This is a genomic window from Pseudomonas sp. H3_A02, from assembly GCF_054671965.1.
This window is the reverse complement of record NZ_CP162807.1, coordinates 2,178,390-2,197,444: the sequence shown is the minus strand read 5'-3', so window position 1 is coordinate 2,197,444 and position 19,055 is coordinate 2,178,390. Positions and strand designations below refer to the sequence as shown.

General features: G+C 60.8%; 18 protein-coding genes. 8 read left to right on the top strand and 10 right to left on the bottom strand.

The genetic code is table 11. The features are described 5' to 3' along the window. Nucleotides 1-7 precede the first annotated feature (7 nt). Genes AB4N80_RS09560 through AB4N80_RS09550 form a run of 3 tightly spaced genes read left to right on the top strand, consistent with a single transcriptional unit; the run spans nt 8 to nt 2,800 of the window. Nucleotides 8-1,321: a C4-dicarboxylate transporter DctA gene (locus AB4N80_RS09560; protein WP_122564959.1), complete on the top strand. Its 1,314-nt coding sequence runs from the start codon at nt 8-10 to the stop codon at nt 1,319-1,321. A 59-nt stretch (nt 1,322-1,380) separates the two neighbouring features. Continuing rightward, the gene (locus tag AB4N80_RS09555; RefSeq protein ID WP_305468572.1) at nt 1,381-2,085 is read left to right on the top strand and encodes a FadR/GntR family transcriptional regulator; all 705 of its coding nucleotides are present in this window, start codon (nt 1,381-1,383) and stop codon (nt 2,083-2,085) included. A gap of 22 nt (nt 2,086-2,107) precedes the next feature. Next, nucleotides 2,108-2,800: a GntR family transcriptional regulator gene (locus tag AB4N80_RS09550; RefSeq protein ID WP_354339859.1), complete on the top strand. Its 693-nt coding sequence runs from the start codon at nt 2,108-2,110 to the stop codon at nt 2,798-2,800. Nucleotides 2,801-2,938: 138 nt separating this feature from the next. On the opposite strand, the gene yjiA is transcribed toward AB4N80_RS09550, so the two are convergent. The 3 genes from yjiA to AB4N80_RS09535 form a co-directional block, all read right to left on the bottom strand. Beyond that, entirely contained in the window at nt 2,939-3,907 is a 969-nt protein-coding gene (gene yjiA / locus AB4N80_RS09545; RefSeq protein WP_122564962.1) for a GTPase, read from the bottom strand. A gap of 186 nt (nt 3,908-4,093) precedes the next feature. Then, a complete protein-coding gene (locus AB4N80_RS09540) occupies nt 4,094-4,291 on the bottom strand; it encodes a YbdD/YjiX family protein (protein ID WP_003182142.1) in 198 nt (65 codons plus the stop codon). Nucleotides 4,292-4,306: 15 nt separating this feature from the next. Further along, on the bottom strand, nt 4,307-6,373 hold the full coding sequence (locus AB4N80_RS09535; RefSeq protein WP_460081730.1) for a carbon starvation CstA family protein: 2,067 nt from the start codon (nt 6,371-6,373) through the stop codon (nt 4,307-4,309). 158 nt (nt 6,374-6,531) lie between these two features. Here AB4N80_RS09535 and AB4N80_RS09530 point away from each other — a divergent pair, with 158 nt between their 5' ends. Next, on the top strand, nt 6,532-6,894 hold the full coding sequence (locus AB4N80_RS09530; RefSeq protein ID WP_122565109.1) for a PilZ domain-containing protein: 363 nt from the start codon (nt 6,532-6,534) through the stop codon (nt 6,892-6,894). Nucleotides 6,895-7,034: 140 nt separating this feature from the next. Here the strand turns inward: AB4N80_RS09530 and radA are convergent, their stop codons facing one another. The 3 genes from radA to katB form a co-directional block, all read right to left on the bottom strand. Next, nucleotides 7,035-8,402: a DNA repair protein RadA gene (radA, locus tag AB4N80_RS09525; RefSeq protein ID WP_030140305.1), complete on the bottom strand. Its 1,368-nt coding sequence runs from the start codon at nt 8,400-8,402 to the stop codon at nt 7,035-7,037. A 43-nt stretch (nt 8,403-8,445) separates the two neighbouring features. Then, nucleotides 8,446-8,994, bottom strand: a complete 549-nt coding sequence (locus tag AB4N80_RS09520) for an ankyrin repeat domain-containing protein (RefSeq protein ID WP_122565108.1) — start codon at nt 8,992-8,994, stop codon at nt 8,446-8,448. A 152-nt stretch (nt 8,995-9,146) separates the two neighbouring features. Then, nucleotides 9,147-10,688 carry a catalase KatB gene (katB, locus tag AB4N80_RS09515; RefSeq protein WP_354339234.1) on the bottom strand — a complete coding sequence of 514 codons (1,542 nt, stop codon included), beginning with the start codon at nt 10,686-10,688 and terminating at the stop codon, nt 9,147-9,149. 282 nt (nt 10,689-10,970) lie between these two features. Between katB and mscL the strand changes: the two genes are divergently transcribed. Continuing rightward, entirely contained in the window at nt 10,971-11,384 is a 414-nt protein-coding gene (gene mscL / locus AB4N80_RS09510) for a large-conductance mechanosensitive channel protein MscL (protein WP_122565106.1), read from the top strand. Between the two features lie 170 nt (nt 11,385-11,554). On the opposite strand, the gene AB4N80_RS09505 is transcribed toward mscL, so the two are convergent. After that, nucleotides 11,555-12,331 (bottom strand): ferredoxin--NADP reductase, encoded by a 777-nt coding sequence (locus tag AB4N80_RS09505; protein WP_305468577.1) that lies wholly within the window; start codon nt 12,329-12,331, stop codon nt 11,555-11,557. A 290-nt stretch (nt 12,332-12,621) separates the two neighbouring features. On the opposite strand from AB4N80_RS09505, the gene AB4N80_RS09500 reads away from it, so the two are divergent. Both AB4N80_RS09500 and AB4N80_RS09495 read left to right on the top strand, forming a co-directional pair. Then, nucleotides 12,622-13,335 carry an autoinducer binding domain-containing protein gene (locus AB4N80_RS09500; RefSeq protein WP_122565104.1) on the top strand — a complete coding sequence of 238 codons (714 nt, stop codon included), beginning with the start codon at nt 12,622-12,624 and terminating at the stop codon, nt 13,333-13,335. 182 nt (nt 13,336-13,517) lie between these two features. Next, nucleotides 13,518-14,654 (top strand): methyltransferase, encoded by a 1,137-nt coding sequence (locus AB4N80_RS09495; RefSeq protein WP_122565103.1) that lies wholly within the window; start codon nt 13,518-13,520, stop codon nt 14,652-14,654. Nucleotides 14,655-14,754: 100 nt separating this feature from the next. On the opposite strand, the gene AB4N80_RS09490 is transcribed toward AB4N80_RS09495, so the two are convergent. The 3 genes from AB4N80_RS09490 to AB4N80_RS09480 are packed head-to-tail and all read right to left on the bottom strand — an operon-like array spanning nt 14,755 to nt 17,377. Beyond that, nucleotides 14,755-14,919, bottom strand: a complete 165-nt coding sequence (locus AB4N80_RS09490) for a DUF2474 domain-containing protein (protein WP_064503198.1) — start codon at nt 14,917-14,919, stop codon at nt 14,755-14,757. 10 nt (nt 14,920-14,929) lie between these two features. After that, nucleotides 14,930-15,937: a cytochrome d ubiquinol oxidase subunit II gene (gene cydB / locus AB4N80_RS09485; protein WP_053125566.1), complete on the bottom strand. Its 1,008-nt coding sequence runs from the start codon at nt 15,935-15,937 to the stop codon at nt 14,930-14,932. Nucleotides 15,938-15,940: 3 nt separating this feature from the next. Then, nucleotides 15,941-17,377, bottom strand: a complete 1,437-nt coding sequence (locus AB4N80_RS09480) for a cytochrome ubiquinol oxidase subunit I (protein ID WP_122565102.1) — start codon at nt 17,375-17,377, stop codon at nt 15,941-15,943. A gap of 424 nt (nt 17,378-17,801) precedes the next feature. Here AB4N80_RS09480 and AB4N80_RS09475 point away from each other — a divergent pair, with 424 nt between their 5' ends. Continuing rightward, nucleotides 17,802-19,040 (top strand): MFS transporter, encoded by a 1,239-nt coding sequence (locus AB4N80_RS09475; protein ID WP_122565101.1) that lies wholly within the window; start codon nt 17,802-17,804, stop codon nt 19,038-19,040. Nucleotides 19,041-19,055 lie beyond the last annotated feature (15 nt).

Below are 19,055 nucleotides of genomic sequence, written 5' to 3'. Positions count from 1 at the left end.
CCCTCCCATGCTCAAATGGTGCTCGCGGTCGATCTTCCTACAAGTTGTCCTCGGACTGGTGCTCGGCATCGTCTGTGGGCTTACCCTTCCCGAATATTCTGCACAGCTCAAACCCCTCGGCGACGGCTTCATCAAGCTGATCAAGATGCTCATCGGCCTGATCGTATTCTGCGTGGTGGTCAGTGGCATCTCCGGCGCCGGTGATCTCAAGAAAGTCGGGCGCATCGGCCTCAAGTCGGTCATCTACTTCGAAGTCCTCACCACCATCGCCCTGGTCATCGGCCTGGTCCTGGCTTTCAGCACCGGCATTGGCAGCGGCGCGAACATCCACTTGGAGCAGCTCTCCAGCGCGGACGTGAACGATATCGCCCAGCGCGGCCAGCACATGGTTACCACCACCCAGTTCCTGATGAACCTGATCCCGACCTCGGTGATCGGCGCCTTTGCTGAAAACAACATTCTGCAAGTCCTGCTGTTTTCGGTGCTGTTCGGCAGCGCGCTGAACCTGGTGGGCGATGCAGCTAGCGGCATCTCGCGGCTGATCAACGAACTCAGCCATGTGATCTTCCGCATCATGGGCATGATCGTGCGCCTGGCCCCTATCGGTGTGTTCGGCGCCATTGCCTTTACCACCAGCAAATATGGCCTGGACTCGCTGCAGCACCTGGGCAGCCTCGTCGGCCTGTTCTACCTGACCTGCATCGCCTTCGTCACGCTGATCCTCGGTCTGGTGATGCGTGCGTCGGGCCTGCCGATGCTGCCGTTTCTCAAATACCTGCGCGAAGAGCTGCTGATCGTCCTCGGCACCGCGTCGTCCGACGCCGTGCTGCCCCAAATCATGCGCAAGCTCGAGCACCTGGGGATTGGCAGCTCCACCGTGGGCCTGGTGATTCCAACCGGTTACTCGTTCAACCTGGACGGTTTTTCGATCTACCTGACCCTGGCGATTGTCTTCATTGCCAACGCCACCGGTACGCCCTTGGCCCTGAGCGATCTGCTGACCATCCTGCTGGTCTCGCTGATCACCTCCAAGGGCGCCCACGGGATTCCCGGCTCGGCGCTGGTGATCCTGGCGGCGACGCTGACCGCGATCCCGGCGATCCCGGTGGTCGGCCTGGTGCTGGTGCTGGCCGTGGACTGGTTCATGGGCATTGGCCGGGCCCTGACCAACCTGATCGGCAACTGCGTAGCGACCGTGGCGATTGCCCGCTGGGAAAAAGACATCGATGTGCCTCGGGCGCGCAAGGTGCTGTCAGGCCAACAAGGCTATACCTTCCAACCCAGAAAACCGGTGGGCAGTGCCCATCACCAGCAATTCTGAAAGATGGCGATGCCGGCCCGCGAGCCGGCATCGCCTGATTGATTTCCAAGGAGTCACATGTGATCAGCTCATCGACCGTCGTCAATTCCGTGGTGGAGAAACTCCGCGCCGCCCTCGCCCGGGGCCAGTGGCGCTCAGGCGACATGCTGCCCGGCCAGCGCGAGTTGGCCGAGCAACTGGGTATCAGCCGACCCAGCCTGCGTGAAGCGGTGATTGTCCTGGAAACTCTGGGACTGGTGCGCTCGATGCCGGGCAAGGGCGTCGTGGTGCTGGAGGCCAATCCCGGCGATGCCGCCATTGAAGGCAGTGCCATGGCCGGCGCGAGCCTGGAAGACCTGCTGCAACTGCGCTACACCCTGGAACCCTTCATCGTCGGCCTGGTGGCCCAGTCCATCAGCAGCAAGGAAGTCGGCCAGTTGCGCCTGACCCTCATGGACATGCGCGAAGCCCTGGAAGCCAACGACAGCGACGCCTGCGCCAACGCCTACATCGCCTTCCATGAAGAATTGTTTGCCCTGACGTCCAACCCGATCTTCCAGAACGTGGTCCAGCAGACCAGCAACGCCCTCAAGCAAAGCGCCGATGTGTTGCGCAACTCGCCCGAGCACCTGGCCGAACGCCTGACAGAGAACGAAGCGGTGGTCCGTGCCATCCGTGGCAAGAACAGCGCCCAGGCCAGCGCCGAAATGCGCCGGCACATTCTTCGGGAAGGCCAGCGCATGGGCATCGAATTGAATATTCCGGACGATAACCTCGGCACTTGAGCCTGGGTCTGCGGAGACCGCCATGAATAATCTCGTTTCCCATCAACATAACCGCAATGTACTCGCCGCCCTGCCCCTGCCCGGGCGGATCGGCAAACCGTCGGTGGACGATATCTACCCGCGGATCTTCGACGCCATCCTCGAACAACGCATTGCCCCGGCCAGCCGCTTCACCGAGGAAAGCCTGGGGGACGTGTTCGGTGTCAGCCGCAGCATCATTCGCCGTGTCCTGGCGCGCCTGTCCCACCAGCAAGTGGTGATATTGCGGCCCAACCACCGGCCACAAGTCGCCGCGCCGGATCTGGAGCAGACCCGGCAGATCCTTCATGCTCGCCGCCTGGCTGAGCAAACCCTGGTGCGCCTGGCTTGCAAGGCGCCGCAACCGCAGGATCTACGACGCCTTCGGGATCTGGTGGAACAGCAACAGCACTGCCTGGACCGCGGCGAGCGTGGCCCGGCGATACGCCTGTCCGGCGAGTTTCACCTGCAACTGGCCGCCATGGCCGGCAATGCGCCGTTGAGGCAATTTCTCGGCAGCCTGGTGCCGTTGACCTCGTTGGCCTTGGCGCGACATGAGGTCAAATCCCGTCGACATTGCGCCTGGCAGGAACACTTGGCGATCATCGACGCGGTGGAGGGCCGCAACGTCAATGAAGCGGTGCGGCTGATGGACGAGCACCTGGACCATCTGGAGCAAAAACTGCTGATCGCATAACGGTCGTGGCGAGGGGATTTATCCCCGCTGGGCTGCGCAGCGGCCCTAAAGCAGTTAACTCAATCTTCCTGGCACACCGAGTTGCCTGGTTTGGGGCCGCTGCGCAGCCCAACGGGGATAAATCCCCTCGCCACACTGTCAAAGTAGCGCGGCTTCGAAGCCGGCGCGGATCTTCTCTTCGGGCAGTTCATCGGCGATGAACACGATCACGCTTTCCCGGGCTTCGTCGGGCGCCCATTCGGTGTCCCAATCGAAACCGTACAACTTGAGCACGCCCTGGAACACCAGCCGACGGGGTTCGCCGGCGATGTTCAGCACGCCTTTGTAGCGCAGCAATTGCTTGCCGTGGTCTTCCAGCAACTGGTTCATGAACTCGCTGAGCTTGTCGATATCCAGCGCCTTGTCGGTGCGCAGCACCAGGCTGCTGATGCGATCACCCGGGGTTGCCTTGCCCACCGGTCGCAGACTGAACCCTGCGCCCAGGTCCGCATTGAGATTGAAACCACGAATGTCGAGCAGCTCGGCCAGGTCGATCTTGCCGTGTTCGACCACCCTGATCGGCGCCCGCCGGTTGATGCGCGTCAGACGTTCGCCAAGGGCCTGGACTTGGGCGGCATTCACCAGGTCGGTCTTGCTCAGGAGCAGGCGGTCGGCAAACCCGACCTGGGCCTGGGCGATGGCCTGGGTCAGGTGGATGTCGGCGTGAGCGGCGTCCACCAGGGTCAGGATCCCGTCGAGGATATAGCGCTCGCGCAGGTCCTCGTCGATGAAAAAAGTCTGCGCCACCGGGGCCGGATCAGCCAGGCCGGTGCACTCGATGACTAGGCGGTCGAAGGCGATCTCGCCGCTGTCCAGCCGCTCGAGCAACAGGTACAGGGCCTTGGTCAGGTCGGTGTGAATGGTGCAGCACACACAGCCGTTGGCCAGGGTCATGACTTGCACCGGCTCGTCGCCCAGCAGCTGGGTGTCGATACCGGCATCGCTGAATTCGTTCTCGATCACGGCGATTTTCAAGCCGTGCTCAGCCTTGAGCAGATGGCGCAACAGCGTGGTCTTGCCAGCGCCGAGGAAGCCACTGAGGATGGTGACCGGGATGGGAGAGGACAAACTGAATCTCCTTGATGCCTGAAAGGAAAGCGGTTTTGTGGCGTATGCAAATGCTGAAACCAACCCAAAACAACTGTGGGAGCGGGCTTGCTCGCGAAAGCGGTGTGTCAGCCACATTATCTGTTAACTGACCCGACGCCTTCGCGAGCAAGCCCGCTCCCACATGGGGTTTGGGTTTAGCTCAACTCAACAACACTTGGGCCCACCCTTGCCGCCGTAACGGGCCTCCTGGCGTTCGCGAAAGAACGCCTCGTAGTCCATCATCGGCTTGTCCGGGTGTTTGGTTTGCATGTGCTCGACGTAGTTGTCGTAGTCGGGCATGCCGACCATCAGGCGGGCGGCCTGACCGAGGTATTTACCCAGGCGACTCAAGTCATTGAACATCGTTGCAATCCTCTATCAAGCGTCTGGCAGGGCCTGGAATGGCGCTTCTTTGTCCGTGCGTTCCTTGGTGCCCCAGGCGGCGATGCCGACCTTGAGCGCGTAGAACAGGATGCTGAAGACCACGAACAGGAACAACACCGTCAGCGTCGCGTTGGTGTAGGCGTTGAACACCACGTGCTGCATCTGCTCGATGCTCTTGGCCGGGGCCAGGATCTGGCCGGCGGTCAGGGCATCGTTGTATTTGCGCGCCAGGGCCAAAAAGCCGATCGCCGGGTTGGCGTCGAACAGCTTGATCAGGCCCGCCGTGGTGGTGCAGATCAGCAGCCAGGCCGCCGGCAGCAGCGTGACCCAGACGTAGCGCTGGCGCTTCATCTTGATCAGTACCACGGTGGCGAGCATCAGGGCGATACCGGCCAGCATCTGGTTGGAGATGCCGAACAGCGGCCACAAGGTGTTGATGCCGCCCAGCGGATCGATCACGCCCTGGTACAACAAGTAACCCCACAGCGCCACGCAGCCGGCGGTGGCGATCAGGTTGGCGGTCCAGGATTCGGTGCGCTTGAGCGCCGGCACGAACGAGCCGAGCAGATCCTGGAGCATGAACCGCCCGGCACGGGTACCGGCGTCCACGGCGGTGAGGATGAACAGCGCTTCGAACAGGATCGCGAAGTGGTACCAGAACGCCATGGTGTTCTCACCCGGCAGCACCGAGTGCAGGATCTGCGCGATACCCACCGCCAGGGTCGGCGCACCGCCGGCACGGGCCAGCACGGTGGTCTCGCCGATGTCCTTGGCCACCGCTTGCAGCGCTTCGGGGGTGATTGCAAAACCCCAGCTGCTGACGGTCTGCGCCACGGCCACCACGTCACCGCCGACGATCGCCGCCGGGCTGTTCATGGCGAAGTACACGCCCGGCTCGATCACCGATGCGGCAACCATCGCCATGATCGCCACGAAGGACTCCATCAGCATGCCGCCGTAACCGATGTAGCGGGCGTTGGTTTCGTTATCCAGCAGCTTGGGCGTGGTGCCCGAGGAAATCAGCGCATGGAAACCCGAGACCGCGCCGCAGGCAATGGTGATGAACAGGAACGGGAACAGCCCGCCCTTCCACACCGGCCCGGTGCCGTCGGTGAACTGGGTCAGCGCCGGCATTTTCAGCTCGGGCATGGTCACCAGGATGCCGATCGCCAGGGCGACGATGGTGCCGATTTTCAAGAATGTCGACAGGTAGTCCCGCGGCGCCAGGATCAGCCACACCGGCAGTACCGCCGCGACGAAACCGTAGCCGATCAGCATCCAGGTGATCTGGATCCCGGTGAAGGTGAAGGCCTTGGCCCAGACCGGGTCGGCGGCGATCTGCCCGCCCAGCCAGATCGAGCCCAGCAGCAACAGCACGCCGATGATCGAGATTTCACCGATGCGGCCCGGGCGGATGTAGCGCATGTAGATGCCCATGAACATCGCGATCGGGATGGTTGCCATCACCGTGAAGATCCCCCACGGGCTCTCGGCCAGGGCCTTGACCACGATCAGCGCCAGCACCGCGAGGATGATGATCATGATCAGGAAGCAGCCGAACAGAGCGATGGTGCCGGGGATGCGGCCCATTTCCTCGCGCACCATGTCGCCCAGGGAGCGACCGTTGCGGCGAGTGGACAGGAACAGGACCATGAAGTCCTGCACCGCACCGGCCAGCACCACGCCGGCGATCAGCCAGAGCGTGCCGGGCAAATAACCCATCTGCGCCGCCAGCACCGGCCCGACCAGCGGCCCCGCGCCGGCAATGGCCGCGAAGTGGTGGCCGAAGAGAATGTGTTTGTTGGTCGGGACATAGTCCAGGCCATCGTTGTTGAGCACGGCGGGGGTGGCCCGACGCGCATCGAGTTGCATCACGTTGTTGGCGATGAAGAGGCTGTAGTAGCGGTAGGCGACCAGGTAGATGGCCACGGCGGCGACGACGATCCAGAGGGCGTTGATCGCCTCACCTCGGCGCAAGGCCACGACGCCCAGGGCGCACGCTCCTAAGACGGCCAGCAGTAGCCAGGGTAGATGGCGCAGCAGGCTATTGTTGTTTTTCATTTTTATATTCCAGCCAGGGTGGACAAGAAAGATAGCCACAGGAGTTTAGCGCTAACCTGGACAAAGGCCATACTCGACATTCGTCTGTCTGTTGCCGAACGGTGACGAGGCCCCCTCAGTAGGGTCTATAGTCAATGAATCTTTAGAGGGGATGCGTCATGAGTGAACGTCGCCGCTTCGTGCGAATTGAATTCCATGCCAGGATCGACCTGAGCCAGGGCCCGTTCATCTGGCCGGTGGAGCTGCTGGATCTGTCCCTCAAGGGACTGCTGATCCAGAAGCCCGAGCCCTGGCTTGGCGATATCAAACAGCCCTTCATAGCCGATATTCATTTGAGCCCTGAGGCTGAAATCAAAATGGAAGTTCGGTTGACTCATGATGACCATGGTCACCTGGGTTTCGTTTGTGAACGCATCGATCAGGAGTCCATCGCACACTTGCGCCGATTGGTGGATCTCAATCGGGACGATCATGATGAAGGGGTGCTGGAGCGGGAGTTGGCGGCGTTGATTCATCTCTGAGCTACCCCGCCCCTTGGCACGGGGATCCATGTGGGAGCAAGGCTTGCCCGCGATGGCTGCGATGCGGTCCTTCAAAATCGAGTCGCCTGCATCGCGAGCAAGCTTTGCTCCCACATACATTTCTTCCGCAATGGCCAGTGTTATTCGAACAACGCATCCAACGCCTGTTCCAGACGGGTCACCGCGATAATCTGCAACCCCGCCGGCGCTTCCTTCGGCGCGTTGCCCTTGGGCACGATGGCGCGTTTGAAGCCGTGCTTGGCCGCCTCCTTGAGCCGCTCCTGCCCGCTGGGCACCGGTCGCACTTCCCCCGACAGCCCCACTTCACCGAACACCAGCAAATCATGGGGCAGCGGCCGGTTGCGCAGGCTGGACATGACCGCCGCCATCAAGGCCAGGTCGGACGCGGTCTCCAGTACCTTGACCCCGCCCACGACATTGAGGAACACGTCTTGGTCGTGAGTCGGAATCCCGCCGTGTCGATGCAACACCGCCAGCAGCATCGCCAGCCGATTCTGATCCAGGCCCAGGGTGACCCGCCGTGGGTTCGCCAAGTGGCTGTCGTCCACCAATGCTTGCACCTCGACCAACATCGGGCGGGTCCCTTCCCACGTTGCCATGACCACACTGCCCGGGACTTCTTCCTGAGCACGCGTGAGAAAGATCGCCGAAGGGTTGGAGACTTCTTTCAGGCCCCTGTCGGTCATGCCGAACACACCCAATTCGTTGACGGCACCAAAGCGGTTCTTCACTGCCCGCAGCAAACGCAGGCGGCCATCGGATTCGCCTTCGAAATACAACACGGTATCGACCATGTGCTCCAATACCCGCGGCCCCGCCAACGCACCTTCCTTGGTGACGTGGCCCACCAGGAAAATCGCCGTGCCGCTCTGTTTGGCGTAGCGCACCAGCAACGCCGCGCTTTCACGCACCTGGGACACACCGCCCGGGGCCGATTGCAGTTGTTCGGTGAAAATCGTCTGGATCGAGTCGATCACCATCACCTTGGGTTTTTCCAGGCGCGCCGTGGCGATGATGGTTTCGATGCAGGTCTCGGTCATGACCCGCAATTGGTCCTGGGGCAAGCCCAGGCGCCGGGCACGCATCGCGACCTGTTGCTGGGACTCTTCGCCAGTGACGTACAACGCCGGCATGCGGGTGGCAAGGTTGCACAAGGTTTGCAGCAAGATGGTGGATTTGCCGATGCCCGGGTCCCCGCCGATCAGCACCACCGAGCCGTCCACCAGGCCGCCACCCAGCACGCGGTCCAGTTCACCGGACGCAGTGGAAAATCGCGGAATTTCTTCAACGCTGACTTCGGCCAGGGTCTTGATCTGCGCCTGCTGACCGGCCCAGCCCGTGCGCCCGGTGGGGGCCGCCGCGCCGCCGCTTTCCACCATGGTTTCGGTCAGGGTGTTCCAGGCCCCGCATTCGCTGCATTGGCCGGCCCATTTGGGAAAGGTCGAGCCGCACTCGGTGCAGCCGTACATGCGCTTTGCCTTGGCCATCTGAACTCCGGGGTCAAAACCGCGATGATAGCCCAGCCAAGGTTCACTGAGGGGCCGGCATTCTGATTTCGCCCTTCGCCAGATCCGCCGCGGTATTGCCCAACGGGTCCCTGGCCTCCAAGTCGGCGCCCTTGGCTTTCAGGGCATCGAGCAACTCGCCACGCTTGAACAGCCCGGCATACATCGCGGCGGTTTGCCCGGCACCGTTGCGTTGGTCCGGACTGCAATCGGTGGACAGCAAACGACGGGCAATCTGCACTTCGCCCTTGAAAATCGCTCCCATCAACGCCGTGTTGCCGCGTTTATCCTGGGCACAGGCATCGGCCCCGGCAGCCAGCAACCGCTCCACCGCCGGTCCGTGGCCGTGATAAGCCGCCAGAATCAGGGCGGTGTAGCCCTTCTCATCCCGGGTATCCAGCGAATAACCGGCCTCGATAAAAGTATCGAGCATCGGCACATCGCCCCGGCGAGCGGCGTCGAAATAATAGGTTTGCAGCTGTTCCTGTACCGCCGCCGGTTCAGTGGGTATTGGCTGATCGGCCAATACGCCGGCTGACCAGGCGACAAGCATCGATAAAAGGAGTTTACCCATCGTGACGTATCCTCTGGCACATGACTGTGGGGGCAGGTTTGTGGGAGCAAGGCTTGCCCGCGATGCAGTCGACTCCGTCTGGTTTCAGACCCCAGTGCCTGCCTCGCGAGCAAGCTTTGCTCCCACAGCTCATGCACCTGCCAAGCTGTGGATCAGTCGCTCAGTTTTTCCGCCAGCGCCTTGACCCGGGCCAGGTCGCCCTTGGCGACTCGGGCCACGCCAGTGCCGTATTCAGGATCGGCCTTGTAGAGGAACGACAGGATGATGTGCTTGCTCTCGTCATCAGTGGTCGCCAACGAGCCACCGAAACTTTCGATCAAGTCATCACGTTCTTTCTTACTGAACGAACGATACAAATCACCGGCCTGCTTGAAGTTCTGCTCGCGCTGGATTTTCGCCTGCTGGGTGCTGCCGCTCAGCGCGGTCTGGCTGTAGCGGGCCGCTTGCAGTTCTTCACGCGGCGTCAGGCGGCTCGGCTGATAGTTCACCCCGGTGCTGGTGCTGCCTGGGTTCATCGCACCGTCCTGGTTACCGTTGTTCACCGCCACCTTGGGGGCGTTGATCGGCAGTTGCAGGGCATTGGCGCCCAGGCGGTACATCTGCGTATCGGCGTAGGAAAACACCCGTCCCTGAAGCAGACGATCCTCGGAGGGCTCGATGCCTGGCACCAGATTGGCCGGCGCCATCGCCACCTGCTCGGTTTCCTGGAAGACGTTCGCCGGATTACGGTTCAAGACCATTTGCCCAACTTTTCGCTCAGGCACACCCGGCCAGATCTTGGTCGCGTCCAATGGGTCGAAGTCGAACTTGGCAAGGTCCTCTGGTTTGAGCACCTGGACGTACAAGTCCCACTTTGGAAAGTCGCCCTTATTAATATGACTCACCAGATCGTTTGTCATATGGCTGTAATCTTGACCCTGAACTTTCACAACTTCTTTCGGATCGAGATTTTTCAAACCCTGCAAACTTTTCCAATGAAACTTCACGTAATGAACTTCACCCTTGGCGTTAATCAGCTTGTAGGCATGCACACCGTTACCGTCCATTTCACGGTAACTGGCCGGTGTGCCGGAGTTGGAATACAACTCGGTCAGGGTGCGGGTCGACTCTGGAACATGGGAGAAGAAATCGAAACGGCGTGAATCATCGTCCAGGTTGGTCCGCGGATCGGGTTTGAAAGCGTGGACCATGTCCGGAAACTTGATGGCATCACGAATGAAGAAAGTCGGGAAGTTGTTGCCCACCAAGTCCCAGTTACCGTCGGCGGTGTAGAACTTCGTGGCGAAGCCACGGGGGTCGCGCAGGGTTTCCGGCGAATGATTACCGTGCACCACGGCCGAAAAACGCACGAACACCGGGGTGGCCTGGCCTGCGGCAAAGACCTTGGCCTTGGTCAGGTCGCTGAGATCGTCGGACACCGTGAATGTGCCGTGGGCACCGGTACCACGGGCATGCACCACGCGCTCGGGGATGCGTTCACGATCGAAGCGCTGGAGCTTCTGAATCAACTGCACGTCTTGCAACAGGGTCGGACCGTTGGGACCTGCCGTCTGCGAATTCTGGTTATCGCCGACCGCCGCACCGTTGTCCCGGGTCAGGGTGGCCGCGTTGACAGACAAGGATAGGAGGCTCGCGGTCAACACAAAAAGAGCGCGGCGGTGGGAATAAGCCCCGAGGCCGAGGGAAGTGTTCATAGGCATGTTCCTCTGATGTTATAGAGCGCATCCATGTGCGCCATCCAGAGGCTAGTGCCGGAAAAAGGAAAACCTAAATAGAAATGCCGTACCGTGCCGATAGAAAAAACGTTATAGGGCGTGCGAGCGAAACCGCGTATCACGCGCGATTGATGGCACTTTGTAAACTTTTCATCCGAGCCCCGGTCGATAACTGAAGCTTTGTAAGCAGGCGTTTCGAGCAGGACTCGTTGGGCTGATTTACACTGCCACTCATCTTTCATCTGTTACAAGGAATAACTCATGGGCGTGCTAAGCGAGTTCAAGGCCTTCGCGGTCAAAGGCAATGTCGTCGACATGGCCGTCGGGATCATCATCGGTGCCGCTTTCGGCAAAATCGTTTCGTCCTTCGTGGGCGACGTGGTCATGCCGCCGATCGGCCTGCTGATCGGTGGCGTGGATTTCAGTGACCTGGCCATCACCCTCAAGGCCGCCCAGGGTGATGCGCCTGCCGTGGTACTGGCCTACGGTAAATTCATCCAGAGCACCATCGACTTCATCATCGTGGCGTTCGCCATTTTCATGGGCGTCAAGGCCATCAACCGCCTCAAGCGTGAAGAAGCCGTAGCCCCCAGCGCGCCCCCGGTTCCGACCAAGGAAGAGCTGTTGCTGGGTGAGATTCGCGACCTGCTCAAGGCTCAGAACGAGCGGCCCTGAACCGATCAGTCACTGCCACCCCCTGTGGCGAGGGGATTTATCCCCGCTGGCTGCGAAGCGGCCCTAAAACCTAACATCACGGCTCTCTGGTAGATGAGGTCGACAGTACTGGGGGCCGCTTCGCAGCCCAACGGGGATAAATCCCCTCGCCACACTGATCGACATCAGCCCTACCAGTAATTTTCCACCGCCACCTGGCCCGGACGACGGGTCAGGCTCAGTTGCAAGCCCCTGGCCTTGAGCAGCGTGCGCGTGTCGTCGATCATTTGCGGGTTGCCGCACAGCATCACCCGCGAATGCTCAGGCGTCAGCGCTACGCCTGCCGCGCGCTCCAACTCGCCGTTGTCGATCAACGTGGTAATCCGCCCACTGAGCGCCCCTGGGTGCTGCTCACGGGTGACGGTCGCAATGAAACGAAACTTGTGCGCGTACTCGGCCAGGTAGTCGCGCTGGGGCAGTTCCTTGATCAGGTCCTGATACGCCAGTTCTCGCGCCTCACGCACGCTGTACACCAGGATGATCCGCTCGAATTTTTCCCAAACCTCGAAATCCTGGAGGATCGAAAGAAACGGTGCCACGCCGGTCCCCGTGGACAGCAACCACAAATCCCGACCATCGACGAAGCGGTCCAGCGTCAGATAGCCAAAAGCCTGGCGTTCCACCAACAGTTCGTCACCCGGCTGCAAGCGGCTGAGTTCGCTGGTGAACTCGCCATCAGGCACTACGATGGAAAAGAATTCGAGGAACTCGTCGAACGGCGACGACACCATGGAGTACGCCCGCCAGACGGTGGTGCCGTCCGCCTTGGCGACGCCCAGTCGGGCAAACTGACCCGCCCGGAAACGAAAGCCGCGATCCCGGGTCGTGCGCAATGTAAACAAATGAGACGTCACGGGCTGGACATCGAGCAAGGTTTGGCGGGTGAACTTCTCTGCGCTGTCGGTCATGAGCCACTCCTAGGGGACAAGACATGCAGTGTCCCGCAAAGTGGGCGTCTTCACCACCGACAGCAAGTAATGGCATTTTAGCTACAATTGCCGCCGCCACCTCCAAATCCTTTACCAAACTTGTACAAAGTTATATTCATGTAAAACATACCAAATAAAATATTCACTCCTTTAAATATTTCCAAATGTAAGCAACTAAAAAAATTCACTACAAGTTAAGAATAGTCCTACACTAAAATTTCGCATCATGGATTGGATCCGCATGGACGAATCAAACCCAGGAGAAAGCGATGGACAGGTGGAGAGACTTGTTGCTGAGGAAGTTATCCTGTGAAAAAGACCTGCAGACGGCCTATCGTCTGGTACTTAATTTCTTTAACAATCAGGGATTTGAATATTGTGCATTCGGAGCCTATCTCGGAAGCCCCGACAAGCACACCAGCAAGGTGAACCTGAATAACTACCCTTATGGATGGGACCGTCTTTATGAACAAAACGGTTATGCGTCGAACGATCCATTAGTAGCACATTGCAATCAATCATCGCTCCCTATCATGTGGGATGAGACTGTTTTCGCTCAGGCCCCCAAGTTATGGCGAGAACTTAATCGACAGGGACTCAAGTACGGCTGGACCCAGGCCGTTCATGACGACCAAGGGGCACAGTGCAGTCTGTTCAGCCTCGCACGAACCCATTGTCCCATTGATATCGAGGAACACTATGGCAATCTTGGCTATGCCATCTTCGCCAGTCAAAAGCTGCACGCGCTCGCCAGCAAAAAACTGTCTGACGCCGTCGCAGTGAAGCAGAACTACCACTTGTCCCCGAGAGAAATCGAAGTATTGAGGTGGTCAGCCGAAGGCAAGACGGCGTCGGAAGTGGGCAGGATTCTCTGCCTTTCCGAACGAACCGTGAATTTCCATGTGTGCAGTTGCATGCGAAAACTGAACGTCAGCAATAAAATTTCGGCGGTGGCCAAGGCAGCCCAAATCCATGTGATTTGAACAGTAGAGAGGCATTGCCGAGCTGAAAAACCCGCGAGTAATGTGCAACAAAAAAACGTACCATTTACGGTTCCTCTTGAATGATGCCGCTTTTTACACGCGACGCCGTTCATTCAGGCGGTCCCGCACAGACACCTACCTCCAGGCAGCGGGACATTCGTTGATCTCCAGAGTCCCCAGCCATGCCCCTGCTTGACAGCCCTTTCGCCGAACTCGACCTGATCCGCCAACCCGAACAGCAGAACGAGCCGCTGCAAGCCTTCGATGCGGCCGATGAATACCTGCTCGCGTACCTGGCCGAACAACAACCGGCCGCGCAGACTCGGGTCCTGGTACTCAATGACGGCTTCGGCGCCCTGGCCGCCAGCCTGGCCGGCAACGTCCTGGTGACCAGCAGCGGTGATTCCTTCCTGGCCTTGCAGGCACTGGAGAAAAACCTGGTGCGCAATGGCCGGCCCTTCGATGCCGTGCCAACGTTGCCCGCCAGCGAACCGTTGACCGGCCCATTCGATCGCGTGCTGATCAAAGTACCGAAAACCCTGGCCCTGCTGGAGGAACAACTGATTCGCCTGCAAGGCCAACTGGCGCCGGGCGCCGAGGTGATCGCCGGGGCCATGATCAAGCACCTGCCCCGTGCCGCCGGCGACTTGCTGGAGCGTTACATCGGCCCGGTGCAGGCCTCCCTGGCGGTGAAAAAAGCGCGGCTGTTGATCGCCACGCCACCCACCTCTTCCCCCGGCATCGCGCCAGCCGTGTCGCCCTACCCCACGCGCTACTGGCTGGACGAGCCGAAGATAGAACTGCTCAACCATGCCAACGTGTTCTGCCGCGAAGGCCTGGACATCGGCACCCGCGCATTCCTGCCACACCTGCCGAAAAACCTCGGTACAGCGCGAGTAGCGGACCTGGGCTGCGGCAACGGCGTGCTGGCCATCGCCAGTGCCCTGCAAAACCCCGAGGCTCGCTACACCCTGGTGGACGAGTCGTATATGGCCGTGCAATCGGCCGCCGAGAACTGGCGTGCGGCCCTCGGCGAGCGTGAAGTGACGATCCGGGCGGGTGATGGCCTGGCCGGGCAAGAAGCGCAGTCACTGGATGTGGTGTTGTGCAACCCGCCCTTTCACCAGCAGCAAGTGGTGGGCGACTTCCTCGCCTGGCGGATGTTCCAGCAGGCTCGCGAAGCGTTGGTGGTAGGCGGCGCGCTGTACATCGTCGGCAACCGGCACCTGGGCTACCACAGCAAACTGGCGCGGTTGTTCCGGGGCGTCGAGCAAGTAGCCGCCACGCCGAAATTCGTGATTCTCAAAGCCCGCAAATAAATCGTTCCCTGTGGGAGCAAAGCTTGCTCGCGATGCAAGCACCTCGGTTTCTGCGAGACCGCGTCGCCCCATCGCGGGCAAGCCTCGCTCCCACAGGAAATCAGTGGGTGGTCAGCCCCGCGGCATTCATGAACATCCGCATCAGGCTGGCAACGATGAACAACGCCAGCACACTGCCAGTCCAAATCAGCGCCAGCCAGCCGAGCCGCTGCCAGAGCGGCTTGCGTTCGGCGGCCTCGATGTCTTTCAAGTCAGGTTTGGCCATGCTCGCGCCCTCAATGGTAGCCGTCGTCATGGGTCACCTTGCCGCGGAACACGTAGTAGCTCCAGAAGGTGTACACCAGGATCAACGGAATGATGAACAGCGTGCCCACCAGCATGAAGCCTTGGCTCTGGGGCGGTGACGAGGCGTCCCAGATCGAAATGGACGGTGGCACGATGTTCGGCCACAGGCTGATGCCCAAGCCGCTGTAGCCGAGGAAGATCAGCACCAGGGTCAGGATGAAAGGCGTGTAGTTGGCGTTGCGCGCCACCGCGCGGAACAAACCGTACATGGTCACCAGCACCAGGATCGGCACCGGCAGGAACCAGAACAGGTTCGGCAACGTGAACCAGCGGGCCGCGATGTCCGCGTGGGCCAGCGGCGTCCAGATGCTGACGATACCGATCACGGCCAGCACCACGAACGCCAGTGGCCGGGCCAGGTCATGCATCTGCTCTTGCAACTTGCCCTCGGTCTTCATGATCAGCCAGGTGCAGCCGAGCAACGCGTAGGCGGCGATCAACGCCAGACCACAGAACACCGTGAACGGCGTGAACCAGTCCAGGGAGCCGCCGGCGAACTGCCGATTGACCACCTCGAAGCCGTCGATGAACGCCCCCAGCGCCACGCCCTGGAAGAAGGTGGCCGTCAGCGAGCCGCCAATGAATGCCTTGTCCCAGAGGTGGCGCTTCTCAGCCTTGGCCTTGAAGCGGAACTCGAAGGCCACGCCGCGGAAGATCAGGCCGATGAGCATCAGGATCAACGGCAGGTACAGCGCCGAAAGCACCACCGAGTAGGCCAGCGGAAACGCCCCGAACAGCCCGGCACCGCCCAGCACCAGCCAGGTTTCGTTACCGTCCCAGACCGGCGCCACGGTGTTCATCATTACGTCACGGTCACGCTCGCCCTTGACGAAGGGGAAGAGGATGCCAATCCCCAGGTCGAAGCCGTCCATGATCACGTACATCATGATGCCGAAGATGATGACCACGGCCCAGATCAGCGGAAGATCAATACCCATGATTCAATTCCCCTTGTTCGAGCGGTCGGTTTTATCCACGCCTTCGCCGTCATCGGCGGCCGACAATGGCCGGGCCGGCGTCCGTTTCTGGCCCGGGCCACCGTCGCTCGGCTCGGCTTCGTGGGCCTCCGGCCCCTTGCGCACCAGGCGCATCATGTAGCTCAAGCCTGCGCCGAACAGCGCGAAATACACCACGACGAACAGCACCAGGGTAATGCTCATCTGGGCGAAGCTGTGGCCGGACGAAGCATCGGCCGTGCGCATCAAGCCATAGACCACCCAGGGCTGGCGGCCGATCTCCGTGGTAAACCAGCCGGCCAGGATCGCAACCAGGCCGGACGGCCCCATCCATAGCACCATGTAGAGGAATGGCCTGGATTGATAGATCCGATCGTTGCGGCGCAGCCACAGGCTGCACAGCCCAGTGAAAATCATCAGCAAGCCGAGGCCGACCATGACCCGGAACGACCAGAACACAATGGTCGAGTTCGGTCGATCCTCAGGCGGGAACTCCTTGAGGGCCGGCACCTGCTTGTCCAGACTGTGGGTCAGGATCAGGCTGCCCAGGTAGGGAATTTCCACGGCGTATTTGGTTTTTTCCGCTTGCATGTCGGGCCAGCCGAACAGGATCAACGGCGTCGGCTCATTGCCGACGTTTTCCCAATGGCCCTCGATGGCGGCGATTTTCGCCGGTTGGTGCTTGAGGGTGTTCAGACCATGAAAGTCGCCGATGACCGCTTGTATCGGCGCCACCAGCAAGGCCATCCACATCGCCATCGACAGCATCCGGCGGATGGCCGGGGTATCGCGGCCGCGCAGCAAATGCCAGGCCGCCGACGAGCCGACGAAGAACGCCGTGGCGACAAACGCCGCGGTGGACATGTGCAGCAATCGATAAGGAAACGAAGGGTTGAACACCACCGCCAGCCAGTCCACCGGGATCACCCGGCCGTCGATGATTTCGTAGCCCTGGGGGGTCTGCATCCAGCTGTTGGAGGACAGGATCCAGAAGGTCGAGATCAGGGTGCCGATCGCCACCATGACCGTGGAAAAGAAATGCAGGCCGCGGCCGACGCGATTCCAGCCAAACAGCATCACGCCCAGGAAACCCGCTTCAAGGAAGAACGCCGTGAGCACCTCGTAGGTCAGCAGGGGCCCGGTCACCGCACCGGCGAAATCCGAAAAGCGGCTCCAGTTGGTCCCGAACTGATAGGCCATGACCAACCCCGATACCACCCCCATGCCGAAGTTGACGGCAAAGATCTTCGACCAGAAGTGGTACAGGTCACGGTAGGTGTCATCGCGGGTCTTGAGCCACAGGCCCTCGAGTACCGCCAGGTAACTCGCCAGGCCGATGGTGATGGCCGGGAACAGGATGTGAAACGAGATCGTGAACGCGAACTGGATTCGGGCGAGATCGAGCGCCTCCAAACCGAACATAAGTCTTCCTCTGTCAGGTAAAACCGGCTGCGGGCGGGGCTGGCACCAGCCCCCAGGGATATGGAGTGCGATGCTTTTCAAATCGTTCTTTTTATAACCGTCACAACGCAGGACTCTGGCCGGATGGCCGCCAGCCCAACGCCCCTGAGGGCATTGATCTGGATCAAGCAATGCTCAAAGAGTAGTCGCAATATGGCCGATGGACGGCGTGGTCTTTTGTCGCGTGGCAGGTTGTCTCAGTGCTGGCTGAAGCGAGGATGTGTGGGAGCAAGGCCTCGCTCCCACAGAGGGATAAAATCCCCTTGCCACAAAAAAGTGCAATGTGTGAAAGATCGATGTTTGGCTAACTATTTTTCCACTCACCGCAACTTCCTGTTACAGCACGGTGCTAATCTCGTGGCCTTCATCACCGGACCCGTCATAGATGCCCAGCCAAGCACCGCTGCTGCTCCGTCACCATCGTCCCTTCATCGCCTTCTGGCTGGCCCGGATATTCACCGCCAGCGGCTTCCAGATGCTCACCGTGGCCATCGGCTGGAACCTCTATCAACTGACCGGCAATGTCCTGGACCTGGGCCTGGTGGGGTTGGTGGAATTTGCCCCGCGCGTGCTGTTCATGCTCCACACCGGGCATGTGGCGGACCGCTATGACCGGCGCAAGGTCGCGGCGATTTGCCAGTCATTGCAGGCCATGATTGCCCTGGCACTGGCGATTGGCAGCGCCACCGACAATGTCACACGGGAAATGATCTTCATCCTCGCCTTCCTGCTGGGCGCCGCCCGCTCCTTCGAAATGCCGACCACCCAGGCGTTGCTGCCGAGCATCGTGCCATCTGCGCTGTTTCCCCGGGCCGTGGCCGCCGCACAATCGGCCCAGCAATCGGCCACCATCGTCGCCCCCGCACTGGGCGGCTTGCTCTACGCCTTCGGTAGCGTCTGGGTCTACGGGCCGACCGTGCTGCTGTACATCATCGCCTGCTGCCTGATGCTCAACCTGCCCGCCCGGCAGACGCCGCTGAACAAAGGCAAGGCGACGCTGGATTCGTTGCTGGCCGGGATTCGCTTCATCCGCAGTCGCCCGGACATTCTCGGGGCGATCTCCCTGGACCTGTTCGCGGTGCTGCTCGGCGGTGCGACGGCGCTGCTGCCGGTGTTCGCCAAGGACATCCTGCTCACCGGCCCCTGGGGCCTGGGCCTGTTGCGTTCGGCACCGGCGGTCGGGGCCCTGCTGATGTCGCTGTGGCTGGCGCGGTTTGCCGTGGAGCGCAAGGTCGGCCGGGTGATGTTCACCGCAGTGGGCGTGTTCGGCGTCGCCACCATTGCCTTCGGCCTCTCCACCTCGTTCTGGTTTTCCCTGGCGGTGCTGGTGGTGTTGGGGGCGGCAGACATGATCAGCATGGTGATCCGAGCCTCGTTCGTGCAACTGGAAACCCCGGATGAGATGCGCGGCCGGGTCAGCGCGGTGAACGGGCTGTTCATCGGCGCTTCGAACCAGTTGGGCGAATTCGAATCCGGCCTCACCGCCCACTGGTTCGGCACCGTGCCGGCGGTGGTCATGGGCGGTGTGGGCACGCTGCTGGTGACCGGGACCTGGATCAAGCTGTTCCCGACCCTGGCCAACCGCGACCGGATGCACGAACCGGTGGACGAAGCGAAAGCCTAGTGGCCTGTACGAATT

Bases quoted from the DNA above. Each gene is read 5' to 3' on its own strand.
- AB4N80_RS09560 (WP_122564959.1), top strand. From the start codon at position 8: ATGCTCAAATGGTGCTCGCGGTCGATCTTCCTACAAGTTGTCCTCGGA.
- AB4N80_RS09550 (WP_354339859.1), top strand. From the start codon at position 2,108: ATGAATAATCTCGTTTCCCATCAACATAACCGCAATGTACTCGCCGCC.
- AB4N80_RS09540 (WP_003182142.1), bottom strand. From the start codon at position 4,291: ATGTTCAATGACTTGAGTCGCCTGGGTAAATACCTCGGTCAGGCCGCC.
- AB4N80_RS09535 (WP_460081730.1), bottom strand. From the start codon at position 6,373: ATGAAAAACAACAATAGCCTGCTGCGCCATCTACCCTGGCTACTGCTG.
- AB4N80_RS09530 (WP_122565109.1), top strand. From the start codon at position 6,532: ATGAGTGAACGTCGCCGCTTCGTGCGAATTGAATTCCATGCCAGGATC.
- radA (WP_030140305.1), bottom strand. From the start codon at position 8,402: ATGGCCAAGGCAAAGCGCATGTACGGCTGCACCGAGTGCGGCTCGACC.
- AB4N80_RS09520 (WP_122565108.1), bottom strand. From the start codon at position 8,994: ATGGGTAAACTCCTTTTATCGATGCTTGTCGCCTGGTCAGCCGGCGTA.
- katB (WP_354339234.1), bottom strand. From the start codon at position 10,688: ATGAACACTTCCCTCGGCCTCGGGGCTTATTCCCACCGCCGCGCTCTT.
- mscL (WP_122565106.1), top strand. From the start codon at position 10,971: ATGGGCGTGCTAAGCGAGTTCAAGGCCTTCGCGGTCAAAGGCAATGTC.
- AB4N80_RS09505 (WP_305468577.1), bottom strand. From the start codon at position 12,331: ATGACCGACAGCGCAGAGAAGTTCACCCGCCAAACCTTGCTCGATGTC.
- AB4N80_RS09500 (WP_122565104.1), top strand. From the start codon at position 12,622: ATGGACAGGTGGAGAGACTTGTTGCTGAGGAAGTTATCCTGTGAAAAA.
- AB4N80_RS09495 (WP_122565103.1), top strand. From the start codon at position 13,518: ATGCCCCTGCTTGACAGCCCTTTCGCCGAACTCGACCTGATCCGCCAA.
- AB4N80_RS09490 (WP_064503198.1), bottom strand. From the start codon at position 14,919: ATGGCCAAACCTGACTTGAAAGACATCGAGGCCGCCGAACGCAAGCCG.
- cydB (WP_053125566.1), bottom strand. From the start codon at position 15,937: ATGGGTATTGATCTTCCGCTGATCTGGGCCGTGGTCATCATCTTCGGC.
- AB4N80_RS09480 (WP_122565102.1), bottom strand. From the start codon at position 17,377: ATGTTCGGTTTGGAGGCGCTCGATCTCGCCCGAATCCAGTTCGCGTTC.
- AB4N80_RS09475 (WP_122565101.1), top strand. From the start codon at position 17,802: ATGCCCAGCCAAGCACCGCTGCTGCTCCGTCACCATCGTCCCTTCATC.